Origin of the sequence: Dyadobacter endophyticus, assembly GCF_014641595.1 — a bacterium.
Classification (GTDB): Bacteria; Bacteroidota; Bacteroidia; order Cytophagales; family Spirosomataceae; genus Dyadobacter; species Dyadobacter endophyticus.
In genome coordinates this window covers 2,711,390-2,725,966 of record NZ_BMIA01000001.1, presented here as the reverse complement: position 1 = coordinate 2,725,966, position 14,577 = coordinate 2,711,390, and the positions used below count along the sequence as shown (strand labels likewise).

General features: G+C 47.2%; 11 protein-coding genes. 8 read left to right on the top strand and 3 right to left on the bottom strand.

Annotated features, from left to right (window positions below; translation table 11 throughout):
* The first annotated feature begins 12 nt into the window (after positions 1–12).
* On the top strand, positions 13–720 hold the full coding sequence (locus IEY24_RS10915; RefSeq protein WP_188931566.1) for an NUDIX hydrolase: 708 nt from the start codon (positions 13–15) through the stop codon (positions 718–720).
* A gap of 115 nt (positions 721–835) precedes the next feature.
* Here the strand turns inward: IEY24_RS10915 and IEY24_RS10910 are convergent, their stop codons facing one another.
* Together IEY24_RS10910 and IEY24_RS10905 are read right to left on the bottom strand one after the other, a co-directional pair.
* A complete protein-coding gene (locus tag IEY24_RS10910) occupies positions 836–2,065 on the bottom strand; it encodes a hypothetical protein (RefSeq protein WP_188931564.1) in 1,230 nt (409 codons plus the stop codon).
* A 197-nt stretch (positions 2,066–2,262) separates the two neighbouring features.
* Positions 2,263–2,772, bottom strand: coding sequence for a cupin (locus tag IEY24_RS10905; RefSeq protein WP_229221877.1), 510 nt, complete (start codon positions 2,770–2,772; stop codon positions 2,263–2,265).
* Positions 2,773–2,920: 148 nt separating this feature from the next.
* Here IEY24_RS10905 and IEY24_RS10900 point away from each other — a divergent pair, with 148 nt between their 5' ends.
* The 4 genes from IEY24_RS10900 (at position 2,921) to IEY24_RS10885 (ending at position 7,818) form a co-directional block, all read left to right on the top strand.
* Positions 2,921–5,278, top strand: a complete 2,358-nt coding sequence (locus tag IEY24_RS10900) for an ABC transporter permease (protein ID WP_188931562.1) — start codon at positions 2,921–2,923, stop codon at positions 5,276–5,278.
* 224 nt (positions 5,279–5,502) lie between these two features.
* Complete coding sequence (locus IEY24_RS10895; RefSeq protein ID WP_188931560.1) at positions 5,503–5,982, top strand: hypothetical protein; 480 nt, start codon at positions 5,503–5,505, stop codon at positions 5,980–5,982.
* 38 nt (positions 5,983–6,020) lie between these two features.
* Complete coding sequence (locus tag IEY24_RS10890) at positions 6,021–6,593, top strand: RNA polymerase sigma factor (RefSeq protein ID WP_229221875.1); 573 nt, start codon at positions 6,021–6,023, stop codon at positions 6,591–6,593.
* Entirely contained in the window at positions 6,583–7,818 is a 1,236-nt protein-coding gene (locus IEY24_RS10885; protein WP_188931558.1) for a porin family protein, read from the top strand. The genes IEY24_RS10890 and IEY24_RS10885 overlap by 11 nt, the downstream gene beginning before the upstream one ends.
* Positions 7,819–7,861: 43 nt before the next feature.
* Here the strand turns inward: IEY24_RS10885 and IEY24_RS10880 are convergent, their stop codons facing one another.
* The gene (locus IEY24_RS10880) at positions 7,862–8,884 is read right to left on the bottom strand and encodes an LLM class flavin-dependent oxidoreductase (RefSeq protein WP_188931556.1); all 1,023 of its coding nucleotides are present in this window, start codon (positions 8,882–8,884) and stop codon (positions 7,862–7,864) included.
* A 319-nt stretch (positions 8,885–9,203) separates the two neighbouring features.
* On the opposite strand from IEY24_RS10880, the gene IEY24_RS10875 reads away from it, so the two are divergent.
* The 3 genes from IEY24_RS10875 to IEY24_RS10865 all read left to right on the top strand — a co-directional run bounded on the left by IEY24_RS10875 (position 9,204) and on the right by IEY24_RS10865 (position 14,556).
* Positions 9,204–9,818 (top strand): RNA polymerase sigma factor, encoded by a 615-nt coding sequence (locus IEY24_RS10875; RefSeq protein WP_188931553.1) that lies wholly within the window; start codon positions 9,204–9,206, stop codon positions 9,816–9,818.
* 99 nt (positions 9,819–9,917) lie between these two features.
* Positions 9,918–11,027 carry a FecR family protein gene (locus IEY24_RS10870; RefSeq protein WP_188931551.1) on the top strand — a complete coding sequence of 370 codons (1,110 nt, stop codon included), beginning with the start codon at positions 9,918–9,920 and terminating at the stop codon, positions 11,025–11,027.
* Positions 11,028–11,229: 202 nt separating this feature from the next.
* Positions 11,230–14,556 (top strand): TonB-dependent receptor, encoded by a 3,327-nt coding sequence (locus tag IEY24_RS10865; RefSeq protein ID WP_229221851.1) that lies wholly within the window; start codon positions 11,230–11,232, stop codon positions 14,554–14,556.
* Positions 14,557–14,577 lie beyond the last annotated feature (21 nt).

Here is a 14,577-nt window from a genome sequence, read left to right as displayed (position 1 = left end):
TAACTATTTTTGATGAAAATTTTCAGAATGCCCAAAACGGCCTATTTACCCCATATTGCTTACGATTCAGTGATCTTTGGATTTTCAGAAGGTGACTTGAAAATCCTGATCATGGAATATCATAACACCGGCCTGTTTGCATTACCGGGCGGGTTTGTACAATTGCAGGAAAATCTGAACGACGCTGTGCTTCGTGGTTTGAATGAACGGACGGGCCTGACGGACATATACCTCGAACAATTCTATACATTTGGAGATTTTAGCCGTTTTGATCCAGAAGTTATGCGCACTTTGCTGGAAGCCAACGGTATCCTGCCTGGTGATGGGTACCAATGGATGCTGGACCGATTTATTTCCGTGGCGTATTATGCGTTGATCAATTATGAAGAGGTAACACCAAGGCCCGATGCACTTTCGGATTCCTGTGAGTGGTATCCGGTCAATGAACTTCCTGAACTTATTTTGGATCACCGGAATATCGTTGAGAAAGCCATTCAAACTTTACGGGATAATTTGGACAGAAAACTGGTGGGAGGGAACCTGCTTCCCAAAAAATTCACCATGAATGAACTTCAAAATGTGTACGAAGCCATTTTAGGAACCAAGCTTCGAAGAACAACTTTTCAGCGTAAAATGCTCGCGGCGGAGGTATTGACACGTCATGAGAAGCACTTTTCAGGAAAGGCACATATGGCTCCCTATTTGTATAGCTTTAAGTGAGGAGTAGCTCCATCACGATAAAAATTTTGCTCATAGCGAGGCCATTAAAAAGCTGCCGCAAATGAGTTGCGGCAGCTTTTTAATGGCCTCTTATTTGCGTTATTTGAAATGCAATTTAAAGCGGCATAAACGAATTTTCGTACATCTGCGCGATAACCGTCGGATCTGAAATGTCGCTCTGAGGCGAATTGGCAAACACTGCTACCTGCACGGGGCCAAAGTCGATCAAGATCGTTTCGCAATTATAGCCGACTCCGCTTTTATAAAAATAGTTGCCTTTCGTGCCGGTAAGTTTACCATCGAAACCAAGCAGTTTGGATTTCATCAGGTTTAGCTCAGTAAGGGTGAGTAATTCATTTTTAGCAACTTTTGAGGAGAGTTTTCCGAATTGAGAAGCGCTCAGATATAAGCCGGTAGCGCCACAGTCCCAACGAACGATGGGCTTGTCGATTCCTGGCTCATCACCATTTCTGGACGGGTAGCCCTGCGTAGACAGCCCCGCACTGATGGGCCCCATTTGTCCCCAGGCATTTTGTCCCCAGGCTTGCCAATCGATTACAGTCGCATTTTCAAGCCCTGCCGGAACAAACACATTGGTGCGTACAATGTTGCGATAATGCTCGCCGTATAATGCGAAGTTTTCGGGTGTCGCATTCAATTCATTCCATTTAGCAGCATTGCCCTGTTTTTTTAGTTCAGTTGCTTCTACATAAGGAAGTATGATCCCTAGCAACAAATAGTTGATATTGTTATCCTGCTTTGTTTTTGAATTAAAGATGCTTTCATTGACCGGTCCTTCCACAGTCAGTTTAACTTTATCCCAATGATTCGGATAATAAATAAGGCCTGTTTTGTGTGCTAAAAATCGCTCAAAATCCAGCTCTTTAAATTTAGAACTAGGCACCCAGTTTTTGGGAAGATAGTTCCATACTTTTGTCGTAATGGGTAAATTGTATTTTTTAAGAATTTTTAATACCGTAATGGCAGTTACGTATTGTGTCGTGTTCAGTACCTCCTGTTTTACAATGGCACCGTGCAACTGAAAGTTTCCTTCGAAGTGCTTTCTGGCAAAGCCATCGCCTCCATTGGCGCGGTAAAATTCCTCTCCGTTATTGTAAATAGCATAGCCAAAACCAACCTCGCCTTCCAGGAGATTTTCTATTCTGGTTGCAAATCCGTTGGCGTCAAATTTGGTCGGGATTCCCAGCTTGGCGTTGCGGTTATCTCCTTCTGTTTGTGCTGATAATTCCTCTGCCGGAATAAGGTCTTCTTTGCAGGAAGTAGTGAATAATGCCACGACTGCGAGAACGCCCAGGCTTAATGATTTAACGGTGTGCTTTTTCATTGTTAACTGTCTTTGAGTATGGATAGTAGTATAATTTATATCACAAATGTATAGTGAAGACTAAAACCCATTTTTTAACAGTTCTGTAAAAAGAATAAAAAATTATAAATGAAGATTCGGGATTGTGCCAGCACTGCCGGATTTCAAAATGACATGGTGGTAGCGATCAGGAAATTGCTCTTGCTCAACCCGGAACGCTACCAGTAACTTGTTAAACTACCATACTCACCATTGACTGGATCTGTGAAGGGAATTGGCACACTCCTGATGCGGTCCAATGCCCTGTCTCTCCCTTCTTCATCACCTTTCAGGAGGTCCCACGCTCTGCCTTCCGGATAGCCGCCGACTACTTCGTAATCGTGCGAAGTTGTCAACGCGCAATGGCCAACACCGGCTGGAAGTATGACGACATCACCTGCGTTCAGGAGCAAGCGCTTCCCCAAACGTCCTCCGACTTGCAGCGTAACACTACCTTTGCCCATACCCAGCACTTCGTGTGTTGTGCTATGGAAGTGATCATAGGGAAGAATGATGTCGCGCCAGTTATTGGTCCACCCGTTTTTAATAAAAGTAGATTCAAACCAGTCCGACTTATCTTCTACCGTGCAAACTTGCCGGTAAACAAGGACAGGCAAGCTACTGTTAGGTATCAGCCCATCGTCTTCAAACCAATATTTCTCGACTTCAAAATCTTTTGACATAACCATCGAATGTTTATAACTACTTCTGGGAGAGTCGAATGAAAACTACCGGAATTGACTTTATATAGCTTACATAAATCCAGTTTGCAGTCTGGATATTGCAACACAACGAGTATGGATTTAGTATTCACATAAATACCTCACTTCCTTCACTATGATCCGAAATTACTTCAAAATAGCCCTTCGCAATTTGCGCGCAGGCGGCTGGTATTCTGCATTGAACATCGGCGGTCTGGCGGTGGTGTTGGCTGTCAGCCTGCTTTTGTTCCGGTGGGTTCAGGATGAGCTGAGTTATGACAGCTTTCACACCGATACAGAACGGATCTATCAGGTCAATGTTCATTTTGGTAAAGGCGAGGACGAATATACTTCTACCTCTACACCCGGCCCCATCGCAGTGGCGGCGCTCCGGGAAGTGCCGGAAGTAGAAAGCGCGGTGCGCATGGGTGATTATCCGTCGGCGACTTTCCGCGCCAACAACAAAACATTTACGGAAAAGGATAACCTGGCTTATACGGACGTCAATTTTGTCGACATCTTCAACGGCTTCAAAGTGCTTTATGGCAACAAAAATGTACTTTTTCCTACCCCTAATGCCGTAGTATTGTCAGAGAAACTGGCTCGTAAGTTCTTCGGAACGGCCGATGCCATTGGAAAAACCTTCACCAATGTTGAAAGCAATGCCACCTTCACGGTAAGCGCAGTTTTGGAAAATGCGCCTGATAATTCATCGTTCAAAAATGATATGTATGTGAATCTGGCCATTCTGAAAACCCTTGATCCGGGAAAAGGAGGACGCCCGGTGGACGAGAATTGGGATGATTACGGGTTTGGAACCTATGTGAAGCTGGCAGCGAACGCAGATCCGTCGGCAGTTGCAAAAAAATTAACCTCGATACAAGCCAAAACGCGCGACGACGCGACTAATCCGTCAAACTTCCAATTACAGCCGCTTTCTGAAATCCATCTTTATGCTGTCGAAGGCAACGATTCGGCCGATAAGCAGGTGGGGATAATGGGAGCGGTTGCGCTGCTTTTGCTCAGTATTGGCTGCATTAATTATGTAAACCTGACCACAGCTCGGGCCACGAGGCGGGCCAGGGAAATCGGCATTCGCAAAGTCGCAGGCGCCGGCTCGCGGCAGCTGGCTATGCAATTGCTGGTGGAATCCTTGCTGACACTAAGCCTTTCCTTGTTTTTGTCAATCATGCTCCTACAAGGAATTCTACCTTTTTATGCGAGCATTACGGGCAAGTCGGGCCGCTTTTCCCTTTTCGATCCGCATACCTGGCAAATTCTGCTCGGCGCGCTCACATTCTGTTTCGTTCTGGCAGGCGTTTACCCTGCGTTTTTGATTTCGGGTTTTAATCCCGTTCAGGCATTAAAAGGACGTTCCAGCCAGGTGAGTGGTGCTTTGCTGCGCAAATCGCTGGTAGTGGCGCAGTTCGCGCTGGCAACCATGCTCATTGTAGGCACCTTTGTTATCGGGAGTCAAATGCGTTTTATCAGAGATCGAGACCCGGGTTTCGACCGAAAACACACTTTTACATTCGACGGACGGACTTTTACGCCACAGATCAAGCAAGCGCTCAGCGGTGAGTCGAGCGTTCTGGGCGTAAGTACTTCAACAGATACGCCGGTTAATGTCTTGACAGGGACTTTATCAACGGATTGGGATGGAAAGGCTAAGGATAGGGCGCTTATTATGGCACAGCTGAATGTGGATCGGGATTTTATCCCGAATTTTAAACTAAAACTGCTCGCAGGGCGGAATTTCAGGGGTACCAAAGTAGATTCGACCTCTGTGATTTTGAATGAAACTGCCGTGAAGCAAACTGGAATTAAGGACCCGATCGGCAAGCGGTTTAAGCTGGATGCCACAGAAGGGATCATCATTGGTGTGGTGAAAGATTTCAATATAACCTCGGTCAGGATGCCTATCTTCCCGTTGGTTATATTCAGCCATCCGGGCCGAAATTTCCGTGTGCATGTACACACAACGGCAGAACTTGCGCCAGTCGCCATTAAAAAAACCGAACAGTTATGGAAGCGATACATGCCGGCCTATCCGTTCGAATATGCATTTCTGGATGCCAATTACGATGCGCTCTACCGCACGGAGGAGCAAACGGGTCGGCTGTTCAACTTTTTTGCAGGCGTGGCAATTGTAATATCATGCCTGGGACTGCTGGGGTTAACATCATTTACCACCGAACAGCGTACCAAGGAAATTGGAATCCGGAAGGTGCTGGGTGCGACGGTTTTGAATATTACAACATTGCTGTCCAGGGACTTCATGAAATTGATCCTCATCGCCATCGTAATCGCGTCGCCCATTGCCTGGCTTGTAATGGATCATTGGCTGAATGATTTTGCCTATAAAGTGGAAATTCAATGGTGGGTTTTCTTGCTGGCGGGGCTATTGGCCGTGATCACGGCGTTGCTTACCATTGGTTTCCAAAGTGTCAAAGCCGCCGTGGCCAACCCGGTTCAATCGATCAAGACGGAGTAACAAAAAACATTCAATCGCCCGGCTTAGCGCCCTCGCCGCCTTCTAGCAGAGTGGCCTTCGGAGTGCACGCCGCTGCGTATCCCGAAGGTATTTCTTCCAATATAATCAGCTGCGGGAATTGTTCCCGGAAATGAAAACCCGGGTTTCCGACCGGGCTTGCTTCCCCACTGTAGCGTTTGCTTCCGCTGATACGTCATGTGTTTGAAATCAAATCACTTAGAACCATGAAAAAAATCAGACTAGTTGGAACAGGAATGCTGTTGCTGTCATTGCTCTCATTCGTCGCCTGTGATCATAATAACCAAAATGTAAAGCCCGATCCGGGAAGCGAACTAAATGGTGATTACGAACGGATCATGAAGAGCAGGGCAGACTCCCGCGGTGTCCCTTTCGAAATCCCGAACATCGTACTTACCGGCAATACGCTGGCCATCGATGTGAAGGGCGGCTGTTCGGCGGATGACTTCAAAACAATCTGGAATGGAGAGATACTTGAATCTTATCCGCAGCAGATCAACCTGGTGGTAGCAAATGAGAGCAACAACGACGGCTGCGATCCCAAAGGATCCTACACGTTGCAGGTTGATCTTAAAAAGTTAATAGGTGATTCCTTCAATCCAACCGACTTCGTAGTGAGAGTGTCCAATGGGTCGAAAGTGGCTGACAAAGTGGTGGATGAAAAAGGGAGCGTGTCGAATTTGTAAACAAAACAAGGTAATCTCTATTAACCTATTCTTCTACTTTGAATACCCTTGTTCTGCAACATTTTCTGGAATCGGAATGGATTGAAGGCTGTCGACGCGGAGACGCGCGTTGCCAGGAAAAGGTGTTCAGGCATTTTTATGGGTTTGTGATGGGTATATGTCTGAGGTATTCCAATTCCGATCAGCAAGCCCAGGAAATTCTGAACGACAGTTTCCTGAAAGTCTTTGAAAATATCCTGATCACCCGGGAAATCTTAGTTTTCAGGGCCTGGCTGCGAAGAATCGTCGTGAATACCGCGCTTGACCATTACCGCAAAGAGCGGCGACGAATGGAAAGGATCACCACCGATTATGCCGAAGAGGATATGACGATCGCGGAGGATGTGATCGACAAACTTTCGGCTGAGGAAATTATCAAATTATTGCAGGAGCTTCCGGAGAGCCAACGATTGGTGTTTAACCTATACGAAATCGAAGGATATAACCACCAGGAGATAGGAGAGATGCTTGGGTTTCCCGCAGCCACCAGCAGGACCTATTTGACGCGGGCAAAGCAACGGATAAAGTCGTTGATGTTACAACGAAAATTTGGAAGCCGATATGGGGAATGACGAAGGGTTTCGGAAAATAAGGGACAAATTGGCCGGGTTTGAAAGCGACCCCAGAGATGATTCCTGGCAGCTATTTGAAAAACACCGGCGCAGGAAGGATAGGAACCGAAAACTTGCCGGTGCCGCAGGCATCGGCATGTTGGTCCTATTCATTTTGGGCGTTTTGATTGGTTTCCGGGTCTTTTTAGAAAATGGAAAAAGGGCTGTTCAACAATCGAATAGATTTAAGGGGGGCATTCAAAAGCATCGTGCGCAGGTTGAGAACGGTAAGACCGACAGAAGCATCGATCTGCGATCCCGGGGAGCCAGTTATCAAAGAAATGCCCACGAAAAGGCAGTTTCGGGAAAAACACCTGAAACATTTCGGGTTAAAACAGGTATCGGATTAGCGGGCACCGCCTCTACAATTCCTCATTTAATGCCGTCGCACAACAATTCTCCATTCGTTATTTCCGGGTCGGAAGCCAATTTGCCTCGGAATCCGGGAGCGTTGCTCAGCAGAGGACCTTCATTATATGCCGTAAAATTGGGGCTACCGTCCATCCGGCTTAGCGAAATGAATGCGACCAGGGATACCGGAAATATCGGTCGTGGCTTTCACCTAAGCCTGGGGCCGGCCATGAGGGCAAACTATACCAGACCTTCCGAAAACAGACTTACATTAGGACCCGCCGTTTTTGCTACATTTCCTATTGCATCCAAACTGTCGCTGCGCGGCGGGCTCGCCCTGCTGCGCGAACACGCGTACGTGAGCAACCCGGATCCGGAATTTAAGAAAGATGCGGTCAGATGGCTCACCACGGGCGATTACCGCTGGTGGGACCTGGATATTCCGGTAGATATCCAGGTAGCGCTTCATAACAGCCCAAAATTTAGCTTATCCGGTCTTTTCGGGGTGTCGTCGTCCTTAAATTGGGGTGAGCATTTCAAAGAATTGTATCGGAAGGATAAAATCGTTACGAATACGCTGGCGCTTTCCAACGGAGAAGTCAGGGAAGTTCAAGAACTGGTTTCAAAGCAAGAAAGGCCGTTGACCGGTGGGAACAGCGGGGTTGTTTTTGCTCCGGCGTCGTATTTAAGTGCCTCAATCCTGCTAGAAAAGAAGGTAACGACGCGGAGCTCCCTGTTAATCGAACCGCAGCTTCGTTATCCCATTGGCGGTGTCACGAGCCGCAATCTGAGGTTCACATCCATAGGTCTTCAGATCAGAATACTGTATAAGTAAGAAAGCGAGGCCGATGAAAACAATTCACCATTTGAACAAGGATTTAGCGCCACCCCAATCCGGGGGCCACGTGCTCTAAAATAGAAGACAATACGTGTACGTTGTAGTCAACTCCCAGCGTATTAGGTATTGTCAAAAGGAGCGTATCCGCTTCCTGGATAGCCTCGTCCTGTGCCAGTTCCTTTATCAGCTGATCCGGTTCTGCGGCGTAACTTCTACCGAAAATCGCGCGTTTGTTCTGTTCGATCATGCCAATTTTATCGCTCCGATTGGATTCCTGTCCAAATAAATAGCGATCCTGATCGGATACCAATGCGAAAATAGACCGACTCACGGAAACCCTCGGTTCACGCTGGTGCCCCGCTTTTTTCCACGCCTCTTTGTACAATCTGATCTGCTCGGCTTGCTGAACATGAAAAGGCTTACCGCTTTCATCAAATTTCAAGGTTGAACTTTGAAGATACATTCCGTTTTCGGCCGCCCAAACAGCAGTGGCGTTGGAGCCGGCTCCCCACCAGATACGTTCCCGCAATCCTTCCGAGTAAGGTTCCAAACGCAGCAGGCCCGGCGGGTTCGGGAACATCGGGTATGGATTTGGTTGCGCAAATCCTACACCATTGAGCTTATCCAGGAATTCCAATGCCTTGCGGCGTCCCATATCTGCATCGGTTTCACCCTCAGCCGGTTCATACCCGAAATAGCGCCAACCGTCAATTACCTGTTCCGGCGATCCTCTGCTGATTCCCAATTGCAGTCGGCCCTCCGAAATCAAATCCGCCGCGCCGGCATCTTCTATCATGTAAAGCGGATTTTCGTACCGCATGTCAATGACACCCGTTCCAATCTCTATTTTACGCGTTTTAGCGCCGATAGCCGAAAGCAAAGGAAAGGGCGATGCCAACTGCGCTGCAAAATGATGAACCCGAAAGTAAGCGCCGTCCAAACCGATCTCTTCGGCAGCGACAGCCAGGTCGATAGATTGAAGCAACGTGTCGCTTGCTGTCCGGGCCCGGTAAGCCGGATGGTTTGACCAATGTCCGAACGATAAAAATCCGATTTTCTTCATAATGCATCTTTCAGGCCGTTTTCCAGACCGGTTTAACAAGAGACAGATTATTCAGCTTTAAAAGTTCCTGATTTGGATAAGTCGGGGAGCAATGGGCTTCGTGAGCGGAGATTTCTTCGATTAATCAGCTCTTTCGGCATACCACCACGTTGATGGAATACTGAAAGTAATAATTGTATATATTACAATTATTGTGAAAATAATTACAATATTTGTGGTGTTAGTCTTAATTAGTAGCTCCTGCATGCCGATTTGTCCCTGTGTTTACCAGGCCCGGCAATGCCAGTTCTCTAAGTAGTCGTGGCCAGCATTGAGCAAAATGGATAAATTGATCGAAATCCAGCAGGTAAATATCACAGACACCGTGGCCTGGGCTCTTTTTAAGAGTGGGGATGATCAATCCTTGAATATACTTCTGTCGCGCTATTTTCGTCCCCTGCTTCACTATGGAAGCAAATTCAGCAAAGATCGTTCGCTGGTGGAGGACGTTATTCAGGACCTTTTCCTGGATTTTCTTGAAAGAAGAACCCATCTTGGTAACCCTGTTTCAATTAAAAATTACCTTTTCAAATGCCTGAGGAATAACCTCATCAGGGCTATGAACGACAACATGGTTAACATCGAAATGCCCGAAAAGGAGGATCTTTTTGCGGATTTCGAAAACATCGAAAAATTTCTTGTCAGCCTCGACGAGTCAACAGAGCTTACTTCAAAAATCACCCGCTTCTTTTCTTTCCTTACCAAACGACAAAAGGAGGTCCTTTTTCTTCGTTACTACGAAAATCTGGACAATGATGAAATTGCCGAAATGATGGGCATCAGCAAACAGTCCGTTTCGAACCTGCTGTTGAAAAGCATCAATGTTTTGAGGGAAAATTGGATATTTGCACCTTTTCTTTTTCTTCACAAGTTATTGTTAATCAATTGGTTTTAGTAGACTAGTCGAAATTTTTCAAAAAACTTTTTGTGAAATAGGGTATAAATGATGCGATTCTTTCTAATCGTATCAGGAAATCAACAATACTTCAATTTCATGAATGAGTATGAAAATTTCAAGACGATAGACTTTGTGAATGATCCGGGATTTCGCGACTGGATCTTTCACAGGAAGCAGGAGTCTGGTCTATTTTGGAATGCATTGTCCGAAAAGCACCCTCATCTCCGGGGGGAGATGGAAGTAGCCAGGTCGTTTTTGCTCAACATCGCCGACGGGCAACCAGCGGTGACCGACGATTATATTGAGCAATTCGCGAACAAAATTTTATCAAAACACCAGAAACGCCATGACAGGCAGGTGGTGAAACCGTTCTGGCAGAGATACTCCGTAAGTACATTCTCTGTGGCCGCTTCTGTTTTGCTGATACTGGGCTTTGCCTGGTTCTATTCCGCAGGAAGCAAATTCGCATTCGTTTCAGATCCGGAAACATCACAGGTTCCCGGGCAGGGCGAGCTGATTAAAGAACACAATAACTCCGACGTGGCCAAAATAATTAGCCTGGCCGACGGTAGTAAAGTTACCCTTCAGCCTCGCAGTTCGCTCACCTATCCCGCGGCATTCGACAAAAGTATCCGTGTTGTACGATTGGACGGGCAGGCATTTTTTGATGTCGCAAGGAACCCTGACCAGCCTTTTCTGGTGCATTTCAATAAGCTGGTGGTGAAAGTCCTTGGTACGAGTTTTACGATCCGGTCCTTCGATAGTGAAGAAAAGGTACTCGTAACTGTGAAAACGGGGAAAGTGTCGGTGTTTGACAATGAGGAGTTAACCAAAACCAAGGAGGAGCCCAATCCTTCGCTCAATGGGATCGTGCTGACGGCCAATCAGGAGATTTATTACAAAAAAGACGAAAAGCAATTTCAGAAAAGCCTGATCGCCAATCCAGTCATTGTGGACCGTACGGTAAGGGAAGAGGACTTTGTTTTTGAAGAAACGCCGCTGATTGAAGTTTTCAGAAAGTTTGAAAAAGCTTACGGCATTCCAATCATCGTGGACGAAAACCAGGTGCAAAACTGTACCCTGACGGCTTCCATGGCCGACGAACCGCTGATAGAAAAATTAAACCTGATGTGCAAGGCCATTCATGCGAGTTACGAAATGATCGACGGACAGATCGTGATGAATGTAAGAAGTTGCAGGAAGTAAACCAACCATCTCAACCCAGAATCTCAGCTATATGAAAACATAAGCTCTACCCAATAAAAAAGACCAGCAGTGTTTGCGGCACTGCGGGTCTTCCATAATCCTCCCCCTTTTTCTACTTACGTATAAGGCTTTCTTGCAAAAAGCCCGGGGGATCGCTTTGTCCAAAATTTTCCCAAAAATCGACACAAAACAAATCAAATGTATGAAAGTTAACCCAGTCCTCCAACGCTTACTACTGCTTTCTATGAAGGTGACGTTGATACAATTCTGCACCATTGCATTGTTTGCGACCATTGTGGTTGCCCGGCCCGGACATGCACAGGAAATCCTTGAACAGCGGGTTACATTGAAGATTGAAAACCAGGATATTAAGACCGCTTTATTGAAAATAGAAGCTATCGCACATGTAAAGTTCATGTACAGCCCGGAGCTGATCCGGTCGAGGCGAAAGGTAACGCTGGAAGTCAAAAACGAAAGGCTCGCCCAGGTACTTGCCCGGTTTTTCAAACCCCTGGAGATATCATTCCAGGTCAACAAAAAGCATATAATTTTAAGCGATAACGAATTTGAAAACTCGGGCGCTGTCGAAGAACCCGCGGAGATCCTGAAACCGGAGGACTTGACGCAGTTTATGGTCAGCGGAAAAGTTACCGATGAAAAGGGGGACGGATTGCCGGGCGTAAATGTCGTCTTGAAAGGAACACAAACCGGGACGGCAACAGACGTTAATGGGAAGTATAGCCTGAATATCCCGGACGAAAAGGGCACGCTTGTTTATAGTTTTCTTGGCTACGTGACCCAGGAGAAAGCGATAGGCAACCAGAGCGTGGTGGACATCAAATTGGTGGTGGACGACAAGGCGCTGGAGGAAGTGGTAGTGGTAGGTTATGGAAGCCAGCGGAAGGCGGATGTTACCAGTGCCGTGGTGCGCGTAACCCCCGAAAATTTCATCAAAGGCCCAACCCTCGATGCAGGGCAGCTTTTGCAGGGAAAAGTAGCCGGGCTTACCATTTCGGCACCGAGCGGCGACCCTACGCAAGGCTCGCAGATCCTGCTTCGCGGAAATACGACGCTACTCGGCGCCAATTCCAACCCACTGGTTCTGATCGATGGCGTGCCGGGAGATCTTAAGACGATTGCCCCCGAAGATATCGAGGCCATTGATGTGTTGAAAGATGGTTCCGCTGCGGCCATTTACGGCACACGCGGTACCAACGGGGTGATTATCGTGACCACCAAAAGAGCCAGCGGGGACTACAACAGTGCAGTTGAATACAATACTTCGTTCAGTACCCAGACGATCGCCAGGAAGCTGGACCTGCTTACCGCTGCCGATTACCGGGAGCATATTGCACAGGGCATCAGGGATAAATCCTGGGACCTGGGCGGGAATACCGACTGGATGAAAGAGGTGACGAAAAAGACGCTCAGTCAGATACACAACCTGACGTTCCGCGGTGGCAACCACAAAACCAATTACCTGGTCAACCTCAATTACCGCTTTCTGGATGGGATTTTTATTAAGTCGGAAAACACCACTTTCAATGGGCGCGCTGACGTAAACCATACCATGTTCAATGATAAACTGAACATCAATATCGGGTTTCTTAACTCCTACAATACTTATCCGACGACCGGCGACGGCGTGAGCTTCAATGGTTATGCATACCGCCAGGCGCTGATACAAAATCCAACTGCCCCTACCAAAAACCCGGATGGAACATGGTTTCAGCAAACCGGTATCTTTAATTACGACAACCCCCTGGCACGTCTGTATGAAAGCGATGGGAAAAACGATTCGCAAAACAGCCGCATCACCGGTAACCTGACTTATAATCCAATCAGCGGCCTGAAACTATCGGCTTTGCTCTCCTACAACCGCTACAATCAAACCCGCGGTTATTCCGAGACGAAGAACCACATTTCCACCTTGCGCGACGGCCGCAATGGCTATGCTTCTAACGGGTCCACGTCGTCTGTGGACAAATTGATGGAATTGACCGCGCAGTTTTCCAAAAACTTTGGGCAGCACAAGGCATCTGTTTTGGGCGGTTACAGCTATCAGGACAACTCGAACCGGAATTTTTGGATGCAAAACTGGGATTTCCCGACCGACAAATTCACCTACAACAACATAGGTATAGGAAACGCCATCAAAACGGGCCTTGCGCCGATGGGCAGTGGAAAAGCGGAAACCAATCTGATCGGCTTTTTCGCACGGGCTACCTATAACTATGATGACCGCTACCTGCTACTCGCCAGCGTAAGGCATGAAGGAGCTAGCCAACTCGTAGGCAGTAAGCATCCCTGGGGGACATTTCCGGCCGTTTCGCTCGGGTGGCGCATTAGCAATGAGGCTTTTATGAAAGGCCAACATCTGTTTGACGATCTGAAACTTCGTGCGGGCTATGGTGTAACGGGTACCCAGCCCAGCAACCTGTTTCTGGGGGTAGCGATCCTGAACTATCAAAAATATTTTTACTCGAACGGGAAGTGGATACAAACCCTGGTACCAGCGCAGAACCCCAATCCGGACCTTCGGTGGGAAGAAAAGCACGAGTCCAATATCGGTCTTGACTTCTCGATCCTGAAAGCAAGGATCAGCGGTAGCATCGACTATTATAACAGGCGGATTAATGGATTGCTATATGATTTTCAGGTACCCAGCCCGCCGAACCTGTATACTTCCACCCGCGCGAATGTGGGGGTAATGGAGAACAAGGGGCTTGAAGTGCTTGTCAATTTTGTTCCGGTTCAGACGAAAGACCTGGTGTGGAATTCGAGCGTCAACTATTCCACCAATACCAATAAGCTTGTGAGCCTTTCGAACGAAATTTATAAGTCCACAAATGACTATTTCGTAACGGGAGCAACCGGCGATCCGGTGCAGACCTTTACCCATATTGTGAGAATCGGTGATAAGGTCGGTGACTTCTACGGGTTCAAGGTGGTCGATATTTCGGAAGACGGGAAATGGATTTACGAGGGAAGGGATGGAAAACCGCAGGCTTATGCGGACTATCAGCATGCATTTGAAGATAAGCGGGTGCTCGGAAACGGCCTTCCCAAGTTCTACCTGAACTGGAACAACAACATCCGTTACAAGAAGTTTGATCTGGGGGTGACCATGCGGGGCGCATTCAAATATCAGATCCTGAACTTCCAGCGCATGTTCTTCGAAAGCACCGGATTGCAGCAGTACAACAATATCAAGTCTGCTTACGACAAAATATTCGACAAGGCCGTGCTAAGCCCCAGTATGCCGCAGGAATTTAACAGCTACTATGTAGAAAACGGCGATTTCTGGAAAATCGACAACATTACACTGGGCTACGATATCAATGGGTTCAAGAATAAGTTCATCAAGTCCATCCGTATTTACGGATCTACATTGAACACTTTCACTTTTACAAAGTACAAGGGCATCGACCCGGAAGTGGACCGGCTGGGGCTCTCACCAGGGAATGACAACCGTGACAAGTACCCAACCACGCGCACATTCACCCTGGGGCTAAACCTTGTTTTGTAAAATTCTTAAACTATCTCCGAT

Coding starts and splice junctions, on each gene's coding strand:
- IEY24_RS10900 (WP_188931562.1), top strand. CDS start 2,921: ATGATCCGAAATTACTTCAAAATAGCCCTTCGCAATTTGCGCGCAGGC.
- IEY24_RS10870 (WP_188931551.1), top strand. CDS start 9,918: ATGAATGAGTATGAAAATTTCAAGACGATAGACTTTGTGAATGATCCG.
- IEY24_RS10910 (WP_188931564.1), bottom strand. CDS start 2,065: ATGAAAAAGCACACCGTTAAATCATTAAGCCTGGGCGTTCTCGCAGTC.
- IEY24_RS10915 (WP_188931566.1), top strand. CDS start 13: ATGAAAATTTTCAGAATGCCCAAAACGGCCTATTTACCCCATATTGCT.
- IEY24_RS10885 (WP_188931558.1), top strand. CDS start 6,583: ATGGGGAATGACGAAGGGTTTCGGAAAATAAGGGACAAATTGGCCGGG.
- IEY24_RS10895 (WP_188931560.1), top strand. CDS start 5,503: ATGAAAAAAATCAGACTAGTTGGAACAGGAATGCTGTTGCTGTCATTG.
- IEY24_RS10905 (WP_229221877.1), bottom strand. CDS start 2,772: ATGGTTATGTCAAAAGATTTTGAAGTCGAGAAATATTGGTTTGAAGAC.
- IEY24_RS10880 (WP_188931556.1), bottom strand. CDS start 8,884: ATGAAGAAAATCGGATTTTTATCGTTCGGACATTGGTCAAACCATCCG.
- IEY24_RS10875 (WP_188931553.1), top strand. CDS start 9,204: ATGGATAAATTGATCGAAATCCAGCAGGTAAATATCACAGACACCGTG.
- IEY24_RS10865 (WP_229221851.1), top strand. CDS start 11,230: ATGAAAGTTAACCCAGTCCTCCAACGCTTACTACTGCTTTCTATGAAG.